The sequence below is a fragment of the Mycobacterium hackensackense genome, from assembly GCF_025822555.1.
GTDB lineage: Bacteria > Actinomycetota > Actinomycetes > Mycobacteriales > Mycobacteriaceae > Mycobacterium > Mycobacterium fluoranthenivorans.
The window spans coordinates 363,857-382,674 of record NZ_JACKUC010000031.1; the positions used below are offsets into that span (position 1 = coordinate 363,857).

The following is an 18,818-nucleotide window of genomic DNA, read 5'->3' on the forward strand; positions in this document are numbered from 1 at the left end:
GCAGTGTGGTCATCCACGCTCCATAGGTAAGGGTTGCCTAACACCCTAACCTGACCGCGATCGGTACCCGACCGCTCAGTCCAGCAGCGTGCGCACCACGGCGTCGGCCAGCAGCCGACCCGGGTCGGTGAGGACCAGCCGGTCGGCGGCACGGACCACCAGCCCGTCCCCGATGGCCACCTCGGCGCGGTGGCGTTCGTCCGGGGACAGCACCGCGACCGGCAGACCGCTGCGCAGGCGCAGGCGCAGCATCACGTCCTCGGTGTGCCGCGCCGCCTCGTCGAGATCCTCCGAATCGGCGACGGGCAGCCGGTGTTCAGTCAGCGCCTGCGCATAAGCGTTGGGGTGCTTGATATTCCACCACCGCGTCGAGCCGACGAAACCGTGCGCGCCCGGGCCTGCACCCCACCACTCGCCGCCATCCCAGTAGCCCAGATTGTGCCGGCACTCCCCGCCCGGCGCGCTCCAGTTGGACACCTCGTACCACTGCAGCCCGGCGGCCGACAGCTGCGTGTCGAGCAGCTCGTAGCGCTCGGCCAGGACGTCGTTGTCCGGGGCGGGCAACTCGCCGCGGCGTACCCGCCGGGCCAGCGCGGTGCCCTCCTCCACGACCAGCGCATAGGCCGAGACATGGTCGACCCCGGCGGACAGCGCCACCTCCACCGAGCGGCGCAGGTCGTCGTCGGTCTCCCCCGGCGTGCCGTAGATCAGATCGAGATTCACGTGCTCGAACCCCTCGGCCCGCGCCTCCACGGCCGCGGCGGGCGCCCGGCCGGCCGAGTGCACCCGGTCCAGCACCGCCAGCACGTGCGGGGCTGCCGACTGCATGCCCAGCGAGATCCGGGTGTAGCCGGCGGCCCGCAGCCGGGCGAACAGCGCCGGCGAACTGGATTCCGGGTTGGCCTCGGTGGTCACCTCGGCGCCGGGCGCCAGCGTGAAATGCTCCCGGACGGCGTCGAGCACCGCGGCCAGACCGCCGGCACCGAGCATGGTGGGTGTGCCGCCGCCCACGAACACGGTGTCCACCGGGCGCGGTCCGACCTGCTGCGCCGCCAGTTCGAGCTCGATTCGTACCGCCGCCAGCCAGCCCTGCGGGTTCGACCCGCCCAGCTCGGCGGGGGTGTAGGTGTTGAAATCGCAGTATCCGCAGCGGCTCGCGCAGAACGGCACGTGGATGTAGATGCCGAACGGCCCGGGCTGTGTCACCTCACCAGTGTCCCAGAACGGGTTTTGCGCACCGTGATCGCAAATCTGGCCCGGTTAGGGCTGATGGCGCGGGTCGTGGCAGAATGTCGGGCGTGACCGCCGCCCGCAACAGCACCACCGGAATCGCTCTGGTGGCACGGCGGCATGTCGACTTCAAGCGCACCTGTAGCTGTTGCTGTCTGCCTTGAGGCTGTAGACCTGTCCACCTGTACCCCCAGCTGGCCGACGGATCTGCGCCGCCGGACAGCCACCGGTGGTCACGCGCTATCCCTCCGCCGGCTCCTCCACTAAGGAGCCCGTTCATGACGACTGCGAAGCCGGTGAAGCGACCGCGCGGCGAAGGCCAGTGGGCGCTCGGTTACCGCGAACCGCTGAACGCCAACGAACAAGCCAAGAAGGACGACAACCCGCTCAACGTGCGGGCGCGGATCGAGAACATCTACGCCCCCGGCGGCTTCGAGAGCATCGACAAGGGTGACCTGCGCGGCCGTTTCCGCTGGTGGGGCCTCTACACCCAGCGCAAGCCCGGGTTCGACGGGACCTGGACCGGCGATGAGAACACCGACATGCTCGAGGACTCGTACTTCATGCTGCGGGTCCGCAGCGACGGCGGCGCGCTGACCGCCGCCGCACTGCGCGCCCTCGGTGGCATCTCCACCGAATTCGCCAGGGACACCGCCGACATCTCCGACCGCGAGAACATCCAGTACCACTGGATCGAGGTCGAGAACATGCCGGAGATCTGGCGGCGTCTGGATGCGGTCGGCCTGCAGACCACCGAGGCGTGCGGCGACTGCCCGCGCGTGGTGCTCGGTTCGCCGTTGGCCGGCGAGTCCCTCGACGAGGTCATCGACGGCACCCCGGCCATCCATGAGATCGTCAAGCGCTATATCGGCAAGCCGGAGTACTCCAACCTGCCGCGCAAGTTCAAGACCGCGATCTCCGGCCTGCAGGACGTGGTGCACGAGGTCAACGACGTCGCGTTCATCGGCGTCAACCATCCCGAACACGGCCCCGGCTTCGACCTGTGGGTCGGCGGTGGGCTGTCGACCAATCCGATGTTGGCCCAGCGCCTCGGGGTGTGGGTGCCGTTGGACGAGGTGCCCGATGTCTGGGAGGGCGTGGTCAGCGTCTTCCGCGATTACGGCTACCGCCGCCTGCGGGCCAAGGCCCGGCTGAAGTTCCTGGTCAAGGACTGGGGTGTGGAAAAGTTCAGGGAAGTTCTCGAGCAGGAATACCTCAAGCGCCCGCTGCTCGACGGGCCCGCCCCCGAGCCGGTGACCCGCCCCATCGACCACGTCGGAGTCCAGCGCCTCAAGAACGGCCTCAATGCCGTCGGCGTCGCCCCCGTCGCGGGCCGCGTCTCGGGCACCATCCTGACCAAGGTCGCCGACCTGGCCGAGTCGGTCGGTTCGGACCGGATCCGCTTCACGCCGTACCAGAAGCTGATCATCCTCGACGTCCCCGACGACAAACTCGACGAACTGCGGGCCGGCCTGGACGCCCTCGGGCTGCCCTCGACCCCGTCACACTGGCGGCGGAACCTGATGGCCTGCACCGGCATCGAGTTCTGCAAGCTGTCCTTCGCCGAGACCCGGGTCCGGGCCCAGAGCCTGGTGCCGGATCTGGAGCAGCGCCTCGAGGACATCAACGCCGAGCTGGACGTCCCGATCACGGTCAACATCAACGGCTGCCCCAACTCGTGCGCCCGCATCCAGATCGCCGATATCGGGTTCAAGGGACAGATGGTCGACGACGGGAACGGACCCGAGGAAGGCTTCCAGGTGCATCTGGGCGGCAGCCTGGGTCTGGACAGCGGTTTCGGGCGCAAACTGCGCCAGCACAAGGTGCTGTCCTCCGAACTCGGCGAGTACATCGAACGTGTCGCGCGCAACTTCGTGAAACAACGCGAGCCCGGTGAGCGTTTCGCCCAGTGGGCGGTACGAGCCGACGAAGCGGATTTGAGGTAGGCATGGGCAACGACGCGCAGATGACGGCGGAGAACCTGCGAGGGATCGCCGAACGCGGCGCCCGAGAACTCGAGGGCGCGGGCGCGATGGACCTGCTGCGCTGGACCGATCGGAATTTCCGCGGTGACTACATCGTGGCGTCCAATATGCAGGACGCGGTGCTCATCGCGCTGGCCGCCAAGGTGCGCCCCGGCGTCGACGTGATGTTTCTCGACACGGGTTACCACTTCGTGGAGACCATCGGGACCCGCGACGCCGTCGAGGCGGTCTACGACGTCAAGGTGCACAATGTCACCCCCGAACGCACCGTAGCCGAGCAGGACGCCCTGCTGGGCAAGGACCTGTTCTCCCGCGACCCCGGTGAATGCTGCCGGCTCCGCAAGGTCGAGCCGCTCAGCAAGGCGCTGAAAGGATTCTCGGCATGGGTGACGGGTATCCGCCGCGTCGAGGCGCCGACACGTGCGAACGCGCCACTGATCAGCTTTGACGAGGCCTTTGGCCTCGTGAAGATCAACCCGCTCGCGGCGTGGACCGACGACGAGATGCAGAACTACATCGACGACCAAGGCATCCTGGTCAATCCCCTTGTCTTCGAAGGGTATCCGTCGATCGGGTGCGCGCCGTGCACCAGCAAGCCCGTCGAGGGCGCCGACCCGCGCAGCGGTCGCTGGGCCGGGCAGGCCAAGACCGAATGTGGTCTGCACGCCTCCTGAAGAGGACTTAGGTGAGCATCCTCGTCCTGACCGCCCACGGTAGCGCCGACCCGCGCTCCGCGGCGACGACGCACGCGGTGGCCGACACCATTCGCCGGATCCGGCCCGGTATCGATGTCAGACCTGCGTTCTGCGAACAGAATTCACCCAGTCTGACCGACGTGCTGCGCACGGCCGGCGACGGCGCGGTGGTCACCCCGCTGCTCCTCGCGGACGCCTACCATGCGCGCCAGGACATCCCCGCGATGATCGCCGAGTCCGGGGTCGCCGCCCGCCAGGCCGATGTCCTCGGCGAGGACGACCAGCTGGTGGCGGTGCTCCGGCGACGGATCGCCGAAGTAGGCGTGTCCCGGCTCGACGGCGTCGGGGTCATGGTCACGGCGGTGGGTTCTTCACGCGCTGAAGCGAATTCGCGCACCGAGACGGTTGCCGAACAGTTGGTGGCCCACACCCGGTGGACGGCGGCCACCGCATTCGCAGCCGGACCGCACCCGAACCTGGCCGAGATCGCCGGCCGGCTGCGGGCTCGCGGTGCCACCCGGCTCGTCATCGCACCGTGGTTCTTGGCCCACGGCCGGATCACCGACCGGGTGGCGGCATTCGCCGCCGCACGGGGCATCCCGATGGCGTCGCCGCTCGGGCCGCACCGGCTGGTCGCCGACACGGTGCTGGACCGCTTCGACGCCGCCTGCAGCACCCGCGCCGCGGCCTGACCCGACCGCGCATTCCGCTCTCAGATAGTGGCGCAAATTCGAATAATGGCTACTATCTGAATATGACCTCCGATGCCACACCGCGCCGGCTCACCCGGGCCGAGAGCAGAGAACGTACCCGCAGGCAGCTGCTCGAGGCCGCCGCCGACATCTTCGCGCGGCGCGGATACGCCGCAGCGTCGGTCGAGGAGATCGCCGAGTCGGCGGGGTTCTCCGTCGGTGCGGTCTACTCCAACTTCGCGAACAAGGATGAGCTGTTTGCCGCGCTGATGACCGACCGCGCCGTCAACCATATGGACGAAGTCGCCGATATCTTCGATTCCGCCGAGGCCTTGTCGCAGGATCCCCTGCAGGGCTTGGGCCGCATGCTCATCGCGATTGCCGACAAAGACCTGCACGTGGCGGTGTTGAAGACCGAATTCTGGCTGCACGCGGTGCGCAACCCGGAATTGATGCGCATCGAGGCCGACGCCTCGGCACGCACCCTGACTGCGGTTCGCGAGATCCTCACCGGTGTGCTGGACCGCAATGACGTCGACCAGAGCGTGGTGTCGGTCGACGATTTCGCGACCGTGACGCTGGCGTTGTTCGGTGGATTGATCCGGCAGCGCCGTACCGACCCCAGCCGGGTCTCCGATGACATGTTCGGCCAGGCCATCCGATGGCTGATCGCCGGCATGCCCAAGAACTCCGACCGGAGGCAGTGACTCGTGGAATGGATCGGAAACATCGGGCTCTACGCGATCCCGGCCTTCTTGTTCCTGCTCGGTGTCGAGCTGGCCGGCGACCGACTTGAGCGTCGACGGGAACACGGTGCGGACCCGAAAACCCCACCGCGACAACGGGTCGGGTTCTCACTGCGCGACACACTGACCAGTCTGTCGGTATACGGACTCGGCCGGATCGCGCGGTTGGTCGAGCATTTCATCACCTTGCCGATCGTGGTACTCACCGCGGCGCTGGCGCCGATCAGTCTGTCCGCTTCGCAGTGGTGGGTCTGGGTGCTGGCCATCGTCGGTGCCGACCTCGCCTACTACGCCGAACACCGCATGCACCATCGCATTCGACTGTTCTGGACGGCGCACAGCGTGCACCACTCCAGTCAGCATTTCAACGTCTCCACCGCCGTGCGGCTGCCGTGGCTGATCCCCGGACGATTCATGACATCCGCGGTCTACATCCCGATGGCGCTGGCCGGCATTCCCGTCTGGCTGATTTTCCTGAGTCAGGCGATCGTTCTGCTCTATCAGTACCCGTTGCACACCGAGCTGATCGACAAACTGCCCGCAGCGGTCGAGTACGTGTTCAACACCCCGTCGCACCATCGCGTGCACCACGGCGCCAACAATCCCTACCTGGACAAGAACTACGGGGGCATCCTGATCATCTGGGACCGGCTGTTTCGCAGCTACGCCGAAGAAACCGAGCAGGTCCGTTACGGATTGACCAAGAACATCGACACCTTCAACCCGGTCAAGGTGAACTTCCACGAGTTCACGTCGATGGTGGCCGACATCTGGCGGGCCCGGACGTGGCGAGGGCGCCTCGGTTATCTGCTGGCGCCGCCGGGCTGGACCGAACCGCAGGACGCCCCGTCCAGCCGGGATCGGCTCCGGCCGCAGGAGACGATGGCCCGATAACGCACGACTGCCCGACCCCACCGGGATCGGGCAGTTCGGAGCCGAGGTTCACACCCCCGACAGCGCCACTGACTGTGGGGTGTCGCCCGCCAGATTCGGCACGCGGGTAGCCCGCACGTACACGGTGTCACCCTGCTTGAGACCCAGCGCCTCCGCGTCCCCACGGGTGATCTGCGCGGTGAACGGCGTGTTGTCGGTCGCGCTGGTCAGCTCGACCCGCACCTCGAAGCCCAGCACCACGATCCGGTCGATGACCGCCCGGATCACCCCGGTGGCGGCGACATTCGGGTCATCACTGGCGATGGCCAGCTCCGGATTGCGTCCCACCCGGATGTCATGCGGGCGCACCAATGAACCGTTGACCGAGGACACCGCCCCGAGGAAGGACATCACGAATCCGTTGGCCGGTTCGTCGTAGACCTCGGTGGGCGAGCCGACCTGCTCGATGCGGCCCTTGTTGAGCACGGCGATCCGGTCGGCCACGTCCAGTGCCTCGGCCTGGTCGTGGGTCACCAGCACCGTGGTGACATGGACTTCGTCGTGCAGCCGGCGCAACCAGGCCCGCAGATCCTCGCGCACCTTCGCGTCCAGTGCACCGAAGGGCTCGTCGAGCAACAGCACCTGCGGATCCACCGCGAGCGCGCGGGCCAGGGCCATCCGCTGGCGCTGACCGCCGGAGAGCTGATTCGGGTATCGGGTCTGGAAGCCGGCCAGACCGACCACCTCCAGCAGGTTGTCGACCTTGTCCTTGATCTCGGCCTTCGGCCGCTTGCGGATCTTGAGGCCGAACGCCACGTTGTCCCGCACCGTGAGGTGTTTGAACGCGGCGTAGTGCTGGAACACGAAGCCGATGCCACGCCGCTGCGGCGGCACACCGGTGACATCTTCGCCCTTGATGGTGATGGCGCCGCTGTCCGGAACGTCGAGGCCGGCGATCGCCCTCAGCAGCGTGGACTTACCCGAACCGCTGGGTCCCAACAGGGCGGTCAGCGACCCGTCCGGGACGACGAAATCGATGTTGTCGAGGGCGACGAAGTCGCCATAGCGCTTGTTGGCGCCCTTGACGGTGATGGCGTTTGTTGTCTCTTTGGAAGTCACTGTGCCTCTCCTAGGGGCCCTATTTTGCCGCCCGGGCACGCCGGGCGTCGAGAATCACCTGAACGACGAGCACGATGACTGCGACGGTCATCAAGAGAGTCGAGACCGCATAGGCGCCGTACTCCTGGCCGCGGCTGTATCGATCGGCCACCAGCAGGGTCAGGGTCTGCGAGGTCCCCGGCAGATTGGACGACACCATGATCACGGCGCCGAACTCGCCGAGGGTGCGCGCAATGGTGAGCACGATGCCGTAAGTCAGACCCCACCGGATGGACGGCAGGGTGATCCGCCAGAACGTCTGCCACCACTGCGAGCCCAGGGTCGAGGCCGCCTCTTCCTGGTCGGTGCCCAGTTCGTGCAGCACCGGTTCGACCTCACGGATGACGAACGGAACGGTGACGAAGATGCTGGCGAGCACGATACCGGGCAGACCGAAGATGATCTTGAAGCCGAGGTTGTTCTCGACGAAACCGAGCAGGCCGGCACTGCCCCACAGCAGGATCAGGGCCACGCCGACCACGACCGGTGATACCGCGAAAGGCAGATCGATCACCGCCTGCAACGCGCTCTTGCCCCGGAATCTGTTGCGGGCCAACACCAGTGCGGTGGGCACCCCGAACAGCACGTTGAGCGGTACCACGATCGCCACCACCAACAGCGACAGCTGCAGAGCGGAGATGGCGGCCGGGGTGGTGATCGAGGCGATGAACGTGCCGATCCCCGGCTCGAACGTACGCCACAGAATCAGCCCCACCGGGACGATCACCAGGACGGTGACGTAGGCCAGCGCCAAGAATCGGACGAGGTAGCGCACTGGGGACGACAGCGTCATTTCGCCAGTTCCTCACGCTTGGCCGCCCGGGACCCCACCGCCCGCAGGATGAACAGTACGACGAACGAAACCAGCAGCAGCACAATGGAGATCGCTGCCGCACCGGTGCGGTCGTCATTCTCGATCAGGGTGCGAATCCACTGCGAGGACACCTCGGTCTCCCCGGGCACCGCACCACCGATGAGCACCACCGAGCCGAATTCGCCGATGGCACGGGAGAAGGCCAGTCCCGCCCCGGACAGCAAGGACGGCAGCAGTGCGGGCAGGATGATCCTGGTCAGGATGATGAAGCTGTTGGCGCCCAGCGAGGCCGCCGCCTCCTCGACCTCGCGGTCCAGTTCGAGCAGCACGGGTTGCACCGAGCGCACCACGAAGGGCAGTGTGACGAACAGCAGCGCCACCCCGACACCCCACTTGGTGTGCTGCAGGTGCAAATCCACCGGGCTGTTGGGACCGTAGAGCGCCAGCATCACCAGGCTGGCGACGATGGTCGGCAAGGCGAACGGCAGGTCGATGACGGCATCGACCAGGCGCTTGCCGGGGAAGGTGTCGCGGGTCAGTGTCCAGGCCACCAGCAGGCCGAACACCAGGTTCACCAGCGTGACGCCGATCGAGATCGTCACGGTCACCTTGAACGATTCCAGCGCCGCATTGGACGTCACGGCCTGCCAGAACGCGGTCCATCCGCCTCCGGCGGATTGCCAGAGGATGGCCGCCAACGGGAGCAGCACGATCACGGACAGCCAGATCGAGGCGGCCCCCACCCGCAACGAGGTGGTGCCGAACTGCCGGGCCCTCGGGTCCCGAGGCGCCCCGGGAGCCGAAGCTCCCGGAGCGCCGTCAGTGACAGCAGAGGTCATCCGGTGGCCTGCTTGTAGATCTTGGTGATGCTGCCGTTGTCCTTGTCGAACAGCGCCGGGTCGACGTCCTTCCAACCGCCCAGGTCCGCGATCGTCCACAGCTTCTCCGGGGTCGGGAAGTCCTTGGCGAAGTCGGCGGCCACGGCGGGGTCGACAGGGCGGAAGCCCGCCTCGGCCCACAGCTTCTGGCCGTCGGCGGTGTAGAGGAAGTTCTTCAGTGCGGTGGCCTGCTGCAGATGGGCGCTGGTGCTCACCACGGCGACCGGGTTCTCGATCTTGAAGGTCTGCGGCGGGTTGACGTGCTCGACATCCTTACCCTGCCGCTCGACGTTGATCGCTTCGTTCTCATAGCTGATCAGCACGTCACCGGTGCCCTGCAGGAATACATCGGTGGCTTCGCGACCGGAGCCCGGGCGGGTCTTGACGTGCTCGGTGACCAGCTTGTTGACGAAGTCCAGGCCTGCGGCGGAGTCCTTGCCGCCGTTGCTCTTGGCGGCGTACGGGGCCAGCAGGTTCCATTTGGCCGAACCCGAGCTCAGCGGGCTGGGGGTGACGACCTCGATACCCGGCTTGAGCAGATCGTCCCAATCCTTGATTCCCTTGGGGTTGCCCTTGCGGACGACCAGCGACACCACCGATCCGAACGGGATGCCCTTGGTGGCGTCGGCGTTCCAGTCCTTGGCCACCTTGTCGGCCTTCACCAGACGGGTGACGTCGGGCTCCACGGAGAAGTTCACGATATCGGCCGGCTTACCGTCGACCACACCGCGCGACTGGTCACCGGAGGCCCCGTAGGACGTCGTCACGGCGACGCCCTTGCCCTCGGGGGTGGCAGCGAACGCCGGGATGATCTTGCTCCAGCCGGGCTCCGGCACCGCGTAAGCCACCAGGGTCAGCGTGGTGTCGGCCTTCGCGCCTCCGGTGTCACCGGCCACGTCGCTGGATCCCCCACCGCCGCACGCGGCAAGCAGGGTCGCCGACACGGCCAGCGCTGCAGCCGCACTCCAGCGCGACTTGATTCTCTCGGACATTAACGGCCTTTCCTTCGATTCTGACGGGATGGGGCGGAGATGAGCCCGTCACGACGGAGGAGATGGCCGGGGAACGATGGCTGGATGACAGCCACAACCGACGCCAAACCGCGAGACGGGTTGGGGTCAGCGACAACAGTGCACAGTGATGCCAGCGCAAAGATCAACGGCAGACAGAGCCAGGACATGGCTCGTCATGCTGCCGGACACTGCGTGCATGGCGCGAAGCCTAACAGAATCGACTCAGTCCGCTATACGGGTGTGTCCCACACCGCATTAACGGGTGAAGTACCAGGTCACGAGGACGAGCGCGATCAGAATGAGCAGGATTAGGGTGACGCGTGACCGGGGCATCTGGTTCATCGCGAATCCTCGTCCTCATGGTTGGCCCGGCTCAGCAGTTTGATGCCGTTACCCAGGGCACCGTCGAGCACCACCGCGATGCCATAGGCCAGCGCCAGCACCACGGGCATCACCACCGCGGTCTGCGCGACGAAGCCCAGGCCGGACAGCCACAGTTCGACGCCGTCCCACCAGCTGAGGATCCCACCCATGCGGTTCACAGTAGTGCCACGATGAGGCCATGCCGACAACCCCCGATGCCACCGGATGCCTGATCGCCGGCGGCGGCCCGGCCGGAATGATGCTGGGCCTGCTGCTGGCCCGGGCCGGCGTGGACGTCACCGTCATGGAGAAGCACGCCGACTTCCTCCGCGACTTCCGCGGTGACACGGTGCACGCGAGTACCTTGCGCGACCTGGACGAACTGGGTCTGGGGCCCGCGTTCGCGGACGTGCCGCACCGGCTGATCGACACGATCAGCATGTCCGTGCAGGACACCCCGGTGGACATCGACCTGCGGCATCTTCCGGGCCGGCACCAGCACATCGCGCTGGTGCCGCAGTGGGATTTCCTGGAATTGCTGGCCGCGGCGGCCGAGCGGGAGCCGTCGTTCAGGCTGTTGCGCAGCACCGAAGTGTTGGGTCCGTTGCGGTCCGGTGGTGCGGTGGTCGGGGTGCGCTACCGCGACGCCGACGGCGAGCACGAGATGCGCGCCGATCTGACGGTCGCCTGCGACGGTCGCGGATCGACACTGCGGGACGGAATGGGCTTGGTGCCCAAGAGCTTTGGGGCGCCGATGGATGTCTGGTGGTTCCGGCTGCCCCGCACCGAGGGAGATCCGCACGGTCTGGCCGGGGTGCTCGGTGCCGGGCACGCGATGATCGTCATCGATCGCGGTGACTACTACCAGTGCGCCTACATCATCCCGAAGGGCAGCGATGCCCGGCTGCGCGCCGAGGGCATCGAGGCCCTGCACCGCGGTGTGGTGGACCTGGTGCCCTGGCTCGGCGACCGGATCGGCACCCTCACCGATTTCGATGACGTCAAATTGCTCGACGTCCAGCTCAACCGGCTGCGGCGCTGGTACACCGACGGGCTGCTGCTGATCGGCGATGCGGCCCACGCGATGTCCCCGGTCGGCGGTGTCGGCATCAACTTGGCGGTGGCCGATGCCGTGGCGGCGGGGCGCATTCTGGCCGATCCGTTACGGGCCGGCCGGGTGAGCACGCGGGATCTCGCCAGGGTGCAGGCCAGACGCTGGGTGCCGACCGCGTTGATCCAGGGTGTGCAGCGTGCCATCCATGCCAAGGTGATCGCAGCTTCCGTGCAGGGTGCGGCCACGACGGTACCGGCTCCGGTCCGGATGTTCACCCGGATCCCGTTGCTGCGCAAGATCGCCGGGTACGGCGTGGCCATCGGGCCACTTCCGGAACACATCCCGGCGTTCGCCAGGCGATGACCCGGCAGAACGCCCGGTAGCTGCTACCGGTGGACGGCGGACCGCTCGGCAGTCGATGATGTCGGGCATGGTCCTGGAACACACCGATCACGAGGCGCCGCTCTCCGTCACCGCCCCCGTCCCGTACGCGAGTGCGAGCGGGACGTTACGGAACCCGTTCCCGCCGATCGCGGACTACGCGTTCCTGTCCGATTGCGAGAACACCTGCCTGATCTCCGCCGCCGGTTCGGTGGAATGGCTGTGCGTGCCGCGCCCGGACTCCCCCAGCGTGTTCGGCGCCATCCTGGATCGCAGCGCCGGGCATTTCCGGCTGGCCCCCTACGGCGTCACCGTCCCCTCGGCGCGGCGCTACCTGCCCGGCTCCCTGATCATGGAAACCACCTGGCAGACCCATACCGGCTGGATGATCGTGCGTGATGCCCTGGTGATGGGCCCCTGGCACGACATCGACACCCGCTCCCGGACCCACCGGCGCACCCCGATGGACTGGGATGCCGAACACATCCTGCTGCGCACCGTGCGCTGCGTGTCCGGCGTCGTCGAATTGGTGATGAACTGCGAACCGTCCTTCGACTACGGCCGTCAGTCCGCCACCTGGGAGTACTCGGCGGCCGCCTACGGCGAAGCGATCGCCCGCTCGCACAAGGACCCGGAGGCGCACCCCACCCTGCGGCTGACCACCAACCTGCGGATCGGTCTGGAGGGCCACGAGGCGCGCGCCCGCACCCGGCTGACCGAAGGGGACAACGTCTTCGTCGCGTTGTCGTGGTCCAAGCATCCGGCACCGCAGACCTTCGAAGAGGCCTCGGAGAAGATGTGGAAGACCAGCGAGTCCTGGCGGCAGTGGATCAACATCGGCGACTTCCCCGATCACCCCTGGCGGTCGTACCTGCAGCGCTCGGCGTTGACGCTGAAGGGGTTGACCTATTCGCCCACCGGCGCCCTGCTGGCTGCTCCCACCACCTCGTTACCCGAAACCCCGCAGGGCGAACGCAACTGGGACTACCGCTACTCCTGGATCCGGGACTCCACCTTCGCCCTGTGGGGCCTGTACACCCTGGGTCTGGATCGCGAGGCCGATGACTTCTTCTCCTTCATCGCCGATGTCTCCGGCGCCAACAATGGCGAACACCACCCACTTCAGGTGATGTACGGCGTCGGCGGGGAACGCAGCCTCGTCGAGGACGAGCTGCACCATCTGTCCGGGTACGACAACGCCCGCCCGGTGCGCATCGGCAACGGCGCTTACAACCAGATGCAGCACGACATCTGGGGCACCATGCTCGATTCGGTGTACCTGCACGCAAAGTCCCGCGAGCAGATCCCCGAGGCGCTGTGGCCCGTCCTCAAGCAACAGGTCGAGGAAGCCATCAAGCACTGGAAGGAACCGGACCGCGGAATCTGGGAGGTCCGCGGCGAACCGCAGCACTTCACCTCCAGCAAGATCATGTGCTGGGTGGCCTTGGACCGCGGCTCCAAACTCGCCGAGCTGCAGGGCGAGAAGTCCTATGCGCAGCAGTGGCGCGTCGTCGCCGAGGAGATCAAGGCCGACATCCTGGCCCACGGCGTGGACTCGCGCGGGGTGCTCACGCAGCGCTACGGCGACGATGCGCTGGACGCCTCGCTGCTGCTGGCCGTGCTGACCCGTTTCCTGCCGTCCGACGATCCGCGGATCCGGGCCACCGTGCTGGCCATCGCCGATGAACTCACCGACGAGGGCCTGGTGCTGCGCTACCGCGTCGAGGAGACCGACGACGGGCTGTCCGGTGAGGAGGGCACCTTCACCATCTGTTCGTTCTGGCTGGTGTCGGCCCTGGTGGAGATCGGTGAGGTGAGCCGCGCCAAGCATCTGTGCGAGCGGCTGCTGTCCTTCGCCAGCCCCCTGCACCTCTACGCCGAGGAGATCGAACCCCGCACCGGGCGCCACCTGGGCAACTTCCCGCAGGCGTTCACCCACCTCGCTTTGATCAACGCGGTCGTCCACGTGATCCGTGCCGAGGAGGAAGCCGACAGCACCGGGGTGTTCCAGCCGGCCAACGCACCGGGATGAGCGGCTAGAAGGTGATCTCGAAGTCGATCACCGTCGGCGTCGGCACAGCCAGCGCGACAGGTGTCAGCCGGTGGTCGTCATAGGCGACCCCGGTGATGACCCGGCCGCCGAATCCATTGGATGCTGCGGGCACGCTGGCGGTCACCACGATCTGGCGGCTCTGACCGGCGGGACGTAGGTAGATCTCGCGGCCGGGCGCCACCGGACCTTCGATCGGGGCTCCATCGCGCTCGACCAACGTGCCGCCGATGGCTGACAGGGCCGCCGTATCGGTGGCGTCGAATCGGAACGGACCGAGAATCCGGTCGGCGTCGATGACGGCACGGTCCGCGGTGAGTCGCGGCACCACCGTCAGCCGCCGGGCGGTGTCGGCACCGGCCAACAGGTAGTCGTACAGCGCGACGACGCGGTCGGCGTTGCGGTAGTTGCCGGATCCGTGCAGCGAGAAGGTCACGTCGTCGATGTCGACGGAGACGGTCCGGTCGGCGATCACCTGTAACCGGTAGAAGCGATAGCCGCGGTGCCGGCGTCCCGGGCGGGTTTCCGAGGTCGTCGCACCCACACCGAGGGTGGTCCGATGCCGGCCAGCGCCCGCGGCCACGTTCAATTCCGAGCCGGCGACGTCACGCCACCGATGGCCGTCCACCGATTTCTGCAGCACCAGCGAGGCTGCCCCATCTGCGCCGAGTTCGACTGTGTAGCCGCCCAATTGGGGCTCACCTTCGAATTCGAAGGTCATCGACTCCGGCTCGCTGAGGACATTGACGGGGACGTTGAGTGGTCGATTGTCCAGCTTCAGACCATTGGTGAAATGCCAGATCGCCGCCTGCGTGGCCGCAATCGCCTCGTGCTCGGCCAGGTGCGAACCGCCCAGCAAGTAGCCGGCCGCACGCAACCGACGGCTGAGCTCCACGGTGCCCAGCGTCGGGAACGAGTTGCGGATGATCCAATCCACCTCGGCTTCGACGGCCCGCGCCGACACATTGGGCACGGCGGACCAGTTGGCCGGCCGATAACGCGAAGGGACAGTCGGGGCCACCCCCATGAAGTCCAGCGAGTACGCGTCGATATTGGGGTTGAGCCTGATCAGGTCGGTGCGCGCGGTGGTCCCGTCGGAGAACACGATGGTGTCGACCGTTGGCGAGAAGGTGCCGCCGCGGTAGCGGGTCATCCGGGCGATCTCGGGGTCGCGGCGAACGACACGGCGCACCGCGACGGCGGTACGGGTTACGGCAAGCAGAGGTAGAGCAGACATCGAACGTTGCTTTCTGGTGGCTGTGAGAACGCGTATCCACACACCGCCAGAGATGGGCGGGCAGACACGCAGGGGGCCGGCGTCAGAAAATCAACAACAACAACACTGCACGACGACGGGGCACGCGAAAGCGCGGCGCATCCGGGCGTCGTGAGACATGGGCCCCACGATACGGCATACGCGCGAGAAAACCACCCCTGCCGAGTGCTGGGTACTTTCCCTCTCGTTGCGTCCTAACCATGTGACGGCGTCCGATAGGCCGTATCGTGGCCGCCGCATCACACAACAGAACCCCGTCGGAGGTAGCACCATGACGTCTGCCCAGAACGAGTCGCAGGCTCTCGGCGATCTCGCCGCCCGGCAGCTTGCGAACGCGACCAAGACAGTTCCCCAGCTGTCGACCATCACCCCCCGTTTCCTGCTGCACCTGTTGTCCTGGGTGCCGGTGGAGGCGGGCATCTACCGGGTCAATCGGGTCGTCAATCCCGACCGCGTCGCGATTCACGCCGACGAGGGCACCGGCAGCGACGATCCGCTGCCCGAGACCTATGTCGATTACGAGACGAGCCCGCGCGAGTACACGCTGCGCTCCATCTCGACGCTGCTCGATGTGCACACCCGGGTGTCGGACCTGTATTCCAGCCCGCACGACCAGGTCGCCCAGCAGCTGCGGCTGACGATCGAGACCATCAAGGAACGCCAGGAGTACGAACTGGTCAACAACCCGGAGTACGGCCTGCTGTCGCAGGTCACCCCGGAGCAGACCATCTCCACCCGGCGCGGCACGCCCACTCCTGATGATCTGGATTCGCTGATCACCAAGGTCTGGAAGACGCCCGCGTTCTTCCTCACCAATCCGCTCGGGGTGGCCGCGTTCGGTCGGGAAGCGACCCGCCGCGGAGTGCCGCCACCAGTGGTGAGCCTGTTCGGCGCGCAGTTCATCACGTGGCGCGGTATCCCGATCGTGCCCAGTGACAAGGTGCCGGTCGAGGATTCCAAGACCAAGTTCATCCTGGTCCGCACCGGCGAGGAGCGCCAGGGTGTGGTCGGGCTGTTCCAGCCGGGCCTGGTCGGCGAGCAGGCGCCGGGTCTGTCGGTGCGGTTCACCGGTATCAACCGGTCGGCGATCGCGTCGTATCTGGTCACCCTGTACTCGTCGTTGGCGGTGCTCACCGACGATGCGCTCGCGGTACTGGACGACGTCGCAGTGGACCAGTTCCATGAGTACAAGTGAATACCGATCCCTTGATGCCGAAGGCGAGCTGCCGATAAGCGAAGCCGAGCTGTCGGCACTGGCCACCCAGTTGTTCGCGACGAGCATCCGGCCCGGTCCGGACAGTCCACCCGCGGCCACCCAGGTGGCCCCTCGAGGGGTGGCACCGGATGTCACGACGGCGACGTCGGCGGGCTCTACCGCCGCCGGCGCCGCCCATCCGGGCACCCCGGCCGAGTTCGTCTCGGTGCCCGAGGTGAACGTTCCGGCCCCGACGTCGCCCGGGCCGGAAGGGATTCCGCCAGGCGCCGCGCCGGTGGCGCCACGTGGTGGCGCGGCCAGCCCGGTGGTGCCGTTCAGCGGGCTGGAGGCGTTCGCGGTGCCGGATCTGTCTGCGCTGCTTCGCTCGCCCCTGACGGGTCTGGTGCCGACGGCACCCGGTGTGCCGGCTGCCCCGCCGTCGGCTCCCCCGGCGCCCCGCGGTAACGCGCCGGTCTGGCCAGGTGCGGTGCCGGACGTGCCCGATCTCGGCTGGACCGGATCGGCACCGGCGTCTCGGGATGCGGAAAGCTACTATTTCCTGAAACCGCCAGCGCCCGAACCGGTTCCGTTGATCCGCGACGACCACGAGATCTTCGATGTCAACGCGATCCGCGCCGACTTCCCGATCCTGCGCGAAACCGTCAACGGCAAACCGCTGATCTGGTTCGACAACGCGGCGACCACTCAGAAGCCGCAGTCGGTGATCGACCGGCTGGCCTACTTCTACGCGCACGAGAACTCCAACATCCATCGTGCGGCGCACGAGTTGGCGGCCCGGGCGACCGATGCGTACGAGGATGCCCGCGAAGCGGTGCGCCGGTTCATCGGGGCACCGCGGTCCGAGCAGATCATCTTCGTGCGCGGTACCACCGAGGCGATCAACCTGGTGGCCTATTCGTGGGGCGGCAAACATCTGGGCCCCGGCGACGAGATCGTCATCACCCACCTTGAGCACCACGCCAATATTGTTCCCTGGCAGCTCATTTCGCAGCGGACCGGTGCGGTGCTGAAGGTGGCCCCGGTGGACGACGCGGGCAACCTGCTGCTGGGCGAGTTCGAGAAGCTGCTGGGACCGAAGACCAAGCTGGTCGCGGCCACGCATGTCTCGAACGCACTGGGCACGGTGACCCCGGTGGACAAGATCGTCGAACTCGGGCATCGCTACGGCGCGCGGGTGCTCATCGACGGTGCACAGTCCATCCCGCACGTCCCGATCGACGTGCAGTCCCTCGGCGCGGACTTCTTCGTGTTCTCCGGGCACAAGATCTTCGGCCCCACCGGGATCGGCGTGCTCTACGGCACCGAGGACGCGCTCGCGGAAACCCCACCCTGGCAGGGTGGTGGCAACATGATCGCCGACGTCACGCTGGATCGCGCTATCTACCAAGGCATCCCGAACAAGTTCGAGGCCGGTACCGGCAATATCGCCGACGCGGTGGGTCTCGGCGAGGCGATCCGGTACGTGGAGCGAATCGGCATCGAGCGCATCGCCGCCTATGAGCACGCGCTGCTGGACTACGCCACCCCGCGACTGGCCGACATCCCAGGGGTGCGTCTGGTCGGCACGGCCGAAGAGAAGGCCAGCGTGCTGTCCTTCGTGCTGGCAGGGCACGAGCCATTGGAGGTCGGGAAGGCATTGAACTCCGAAGGCATCGCGGTGCGGGCAGGTCATCACTGCGCACAACCAATCCTGCGCAGGCTCGGCCTGGAAGCCACCGTGCGTCCATCCTTCGCGTTCTACAACACCTTCGACGAGATCGACGTGTTCCTGCGCGCGGTGCGCCGGATCGCGGAAGGCTCCGCTTAGCCTCGCGAGCCGACGCACGCCACCGAGGTCACCGCGCGCGGGCGAGCAACCAAGCCTGCCCGTCGCCCTCCCCCGCCGCGACGGTCTCCAACTCGGCGAAGGCGTCGCTCAGCTCACCGGCGACGGCCCGGAACGGCCCCGGCGACCCACCGACCTCGCTGAGCACACAGATGGCCAGCAGCCCACCGGGTCTGAGCCGTTCGCTCATCGCCGAGTACCTCCGCGGATCCCGAAAGCGGTGACACAGCAGGACATCCACGGGTGGCCCGGGAGGCAGGCCGTCATCGAGGTCGGCGACCTCGAATCGGCAGTTGTCCGCCACGCCTGCGGTATTCGCGAGCGCACGGGCCCGTTCGACCGCAACACCCGAGACGTCGACACCGAGCACGTCGAGTCCGCGGCGCGCGAGCCAGACCGCGGCCGAACCCTGGCCGCACGCAAGGTCCAAGGCTCTGCCCGCGGCGGGGAACGCCGACTCGTGCGCGGCGAACACCACGGGCAGCCCGGCTTCAGATGCAGGCTCCCGGTCGGCGTATGCCGCGTCCCAGCGGCTGCGGTCCTGCGTGCTCACAGCCGCCACCCTAGGA

General features: G+C 67.2%; 18 protein-coding genes. 10 read left to right on the forward strand and 8 right to left on the reverse strand.

All coding sequences use genetic code 11. The annotated features are described in order from the left end of the window. Positions 1-75: 75 nt before the first annotated feature. Positions 76-1,206, reverse strand: coding sequence for a radical SAM family heme chaperone HemW (gene hemW / locus H7J86_RS21830; RefSeq protein WP_267293441.1), 1,131 nt, complete (start codon positions 1,204-1,206; stop codon positions 76-78). An 83-nt stretch (positions 1,207-1,289) separates the two neighbouring features. Between hemW and H7J86_RS33635 the strand changes: the two genes are divergently transcribed. The 6 genes from H7J86_RS33635 to H7J86_RS21855 all read left to right on the forward strand — a co-directional run bounded on the left by H7J86_RS33635 (position 1,290) and on the right by H7J86_RS21855 (position 6,242). Then, a complete protein-coding gene (locus tag H7J86_RS33635; protein WP_372517317.1) occupies positions 1,290-1,394 on the forward strand; it encodes an Ms4527A family Cys-rich leader peptide in 105 nt (34 codons plus the stop codon). 114 nt (positions 1,395-1,508) lie between these two features. Beyond that, positions 1,509-3,176: a nitrite/sulfite reductase gene (locus H7J86_RS21835; RefSeq protein WP_267293443.1), complete on the forward strand. Its 1,668-nt coding sequence runs from the start codon at positions 1,509-1,511 to the stop codon at positions 3,174-3,176. Between the two features lie 2 nt (positions 3,177-3,178). After that, on the forward strand, positions 3,179-3,889 hold the full coding sequence (locus H7J86_RS21840) for a phosphoadenylyl-sulfate reductase (RefSeq protein ID WP_235683343.1): 711 nt from the start codon (positions 3,179-3,181) through the stop codon (positions 3,887-3,889). A gap of 11 nt (positions 3,890-3,900) precedes the next feature. Continuing rightward, the gene (locus H7J86_RS21845; protein WP_187096216.1) at positions 3,901-4,602 is read left to right on the forward strand and encodes a sirohydrochlorin chelatase; all 702 of its coding nucleotides are present in this window, start codon (positions 3,901-3,903) and stop codon (positions 4,600-4,602) included. A gap of 62 nt (positions 4,603-4,664) precedes the next feature. Next, positions 4,665-5,309: a TetR/AcrR family transcriptional regulator gene (locus H7J86_RS21850; RefSeq protein ID WP_187096217.1), complete on the forward strand. Its 645-nt coding sequence runs from the start codon at positions 4,665-4,667 to the stop codon at positions 5,307-5,309. Positions 5,310-5,312: 3 nt separating this feature from the next. Beyond that, on the forward strand, positions 5,313-6,242 hold the full coding sequence (locus H7J86_RS21855; RefSeq protein WP_267293445.1) for a sterol desaturase family protein: 930 nt from the start codon (positions 5,313-5,315) through the stop codon (positions 6,240-6,242). A 48-nt stretch (positions 6,243-6,290) separates the two neighbouring features. Here the strand turns inward: H7J86_RS21855 and H7J86_RS21860 are convergent, their stop codons facing one another. From H7J86_RS21860 to H7J86_RS21880, 5 genes are all read right to left on the reverse strand, one after another. After that, entirely contained in the window at positions 6,291-7,340 is a 1,050-nt protein-coding gene (locus H7J86_RS21860; RefSeq protein ID WP_090353496.1) for a sulfate/molybdate ABC transporter ATP-binding protein, read from the reverse strand. A 19-nt stretch (positions 7,341-7,359) separates the two neighbouring features. Continuing rightward, positions 7,360-8,172 (reverse strand): sulfate ABC transporter permease subunit CysW, encoded by an 813-nt coding sequence (gene cysW, locus H7J86_RS21865; protein ID WP_090353495.1) that lies wholly within the window; start codon positions 8,170-8,172, stop codon positions 7,360-7,362. Beyond that, positions 8,169-9,032, reverse strand: coding sequence for a sulfate ABC transporter permease subunit CysT (gene cysT, locus H7J86_RS21870; protein ID WP_090353493.1), 864 nt, complete (start codon positions 9,030-9,032; stop codon positions 8,169-8,171). The genes cysW and cysT overlap by 4 nt, the downstream gene beginning before the upstream one ends. Further along, complete coding sequence (locus H7J86_RS21875) at positions 9,029-10,063, reverse strand: sulfate ABC transporter substrate-binding protein (RefSeq protein WP_090353491.1); 1,035 nt, start codon at positions 10,061-10,063, stop codon at positions 9,029-9,031. Before H7J86_RS21875 ends, cysT begins: the two co-directional genes overlap by 4 nt. A 359-nt stretch (positions 10,064-10,422) precedes the next feature. Next, positions 10,423-10,617 carry a hypothetical protein gene (locus H7J86_RS21880; protein WP_267293447.1) on the reverse strand — a complete coding sequence of 65 codons (195 nt, stop codon included), beginning with the start codon at positions 10,615-10,617 and terminating at the stop codon, positions 10,423-10,425. 29 nt (positions 10,618-10,646) lie between these two features. Here H7J86_RS21880 and H7J86_RS21885 point away from each other — a divergent pair, with 29 nt between their 5' ends. Together H7J86_RS21885 and H7J86_RS21890 are read left to right on the forward strand one after the other, a co-directional pair. Continuing rightward, positions 10,647-11,864 (forward strand): FAD-dependent oxidoreductase, encoded by a 1,218-nt coding sequence (locus H7J86_RS21885; RefSeq protein ID WP_267293449.1) that lies wholly within the window; start codon positions 10,647-10,649, stop codon positions 11,862-11,864. A 67-nt stretch (positions 11,865-11,931) separates the two neighbouring features. Then, the gene (locus H7J86_RS21890; protein WP_235632650.1) at positions 11,932-13,914 is read left to right on the forward strand and encodes a glycoside hydrolase family 15 protein; all 1,983 of its coding nucleotides are present in this window, start codon (positions 11,932-11,934) and stop codon (positions 13,912-13,914) included. 4 nt (positions 13,915-13,918) lie between these two features. On the opposite strand, the gene H7J86_RS21895 is transcribed toward H7J86_RS21890, so the two are convergent. Continuing rightward, positions 13,919-15,169, reverse strand: a complete 1,251-nt coding sequence (locus tag H7J86_RS21895; RefSeq protein WP_267293451.1) for a thioester domain-containing protein — start codon at positions 15,167-15,169, stop codon at positions 13,919-13,921. 310 nt (positions 15,170-15,479) lie between these two features. Here H7J86_RS21895 and H7J86_RS21900 point away from each other — a divergent pair, with 310 nt between their 5' ends. Both H7J86_RS21900 and H7J86_RS21905 read left to right on the forward strand, forming a co-directional pair. Next, positions 15,480-16,403 carry a family 2A encapsulin nanocompartment shell protein gene (locus H7J86_RS21900; protein WP_090353484.1) on the forward strand — a complete coding sequence of 308 codons (924 nt, stop codon included), beginning with the start codon at positions 15,480-15,482 and terminating at the stop codon, positions 16,401-16,403. Next, positions 16,390-18,231, forward strand: coding sequence for a family 2A encapsulin nanocompartment cargo protein cysteine desulfurase (locus H7J86_RS21905; protein WP_267293454.1), 1,842 nt, complete (start codon positions 16,390-16,392; stop codon positions 18,229-18,231). The genes H7J86_RS21900 and H7J86_RS21905 overlap by 14 nt, the downstream gene beginning before the upstream one ends. A 28-nt stretch (positions 18,232-18,259) precedes the next feature. Here the strand turns inward: H7J86_RS21905 and H7J86_RS21910 are convergent, their stop codons facing one another. After that, positions 18,260-18,802 carry a class I SAM-dependent methyltransferase gene (locus tag H7J86_RS21910; protein ID WP_267293456.1) on the reverse strand — a complete coding sequence of 181 codons (543 nt, stop codon included), beginning with the start codon at positions 18,800-18,802 and terminating at the stop codon, positions 18,260-18,262. Between the last annotated feature and the right edge of the window lie 16 nt (positions 18,803-18,818).

What these genes read in the sequence shown, in the direction of transcription:
- H7J86_RS21875 (WP_090353491.1), bottom strand. Translation starts at nt 10,063, where the DNA reads ATGTCCGAGAGAATCAAGTCGCGCTGGAGTGCGGCTGCAGCGCTGGCC.
- H7J86_RS21895 (WP_267293451.1), bottom strand. Translation starts at nt 15,169, where the DNA reads ATGTCTGCTCTACCTCTGCTTGCCGTAACCCGTACCGCCGTCGCGGTG.
- H7J86_RS33635 (WP_372517317.1), top strand. Translation starts at nt 1,290, where the DNA reads ATGTCGGGCGTGACCGCCGCCCGCAACAGCACCACCGGAATCGCTCTG.
- H7J86_RS21840 (WP_235683343.1), top strand. Translation starts at nt 3,179, where the DNA reads ATGGGCAACGACGCGCAGATGACGGCGGAGAACCTGCGAGGGATCGCC.
- H7J86_RS21835 (WP_267293443.1), top strand. Translation starts at nt 1,509, where the DNA reads ATGACGACTGCGAAGCCGGTGAAGCGACCGCGCGGCGAAGGCCAGTGG.
- H7J86_RS21880 (WP_267293447.1), bottom strand. Translation starts at nt 10,617, where the DNA reads ATGGGTGGGATCCTCAGCTGGTGGGACGGCGTCGAACTGTGGCTGTCC.
- H7J86_RS21885 (WP_267293449.1), top strand. Translation starts at nt 10,647, where the DNA reads ATGCCGACAACCCCCGATGCCACCGGATGCCTGATCGCCGGCGGCGGC.
- H7J86_RS21900 (WP_090353484.1), top strand. Translation starts at nt 15,480, where the DNA reads ATGACGTCTGCCCAGAACGAGTCGCAGGCTCTCGGCGATCTCGCCGCC.
- H7J86_RS21890 (WP_235632650.1), top strand. Translation starts at nt 11,932, where the DNA reads ATGGTCCTGGAACACACCGATCACGAGGCGCCGCTCTCCGTCACCGCC.
- H7J86_RS21850 (WP_187096217.1), top strand. Translation starts at nt 4,665, where the DNA reads ATGACCTCCGATGCCACACCGCGCCGGCTCACCCGGGCCGAGAGCAGA.
- H7J86_RS21905 (WP_267293454.1), top strand. Translation starts at nt 16,390, where the DNA reads ATGAGTACAAGTGAATACCGATCCCTTGATGCCGAAGGCGAGCTGCCG.
- cysW (WP_090353495.1), bottom strand. Translation starts at nt 8,172, where the DNA reads ATGACGCTGTCGTCCCCAGTGCGCTACCTCGTCCGATTCTTGGCGCTG.
- cysT (WP_090353493.1), bottom strand. Translation starts at nt 9,032, where the DNA reads ATGACCTCTGCTGTCACTGACGGCGCTCCGGGAGCTTCGGCTCCCGGG.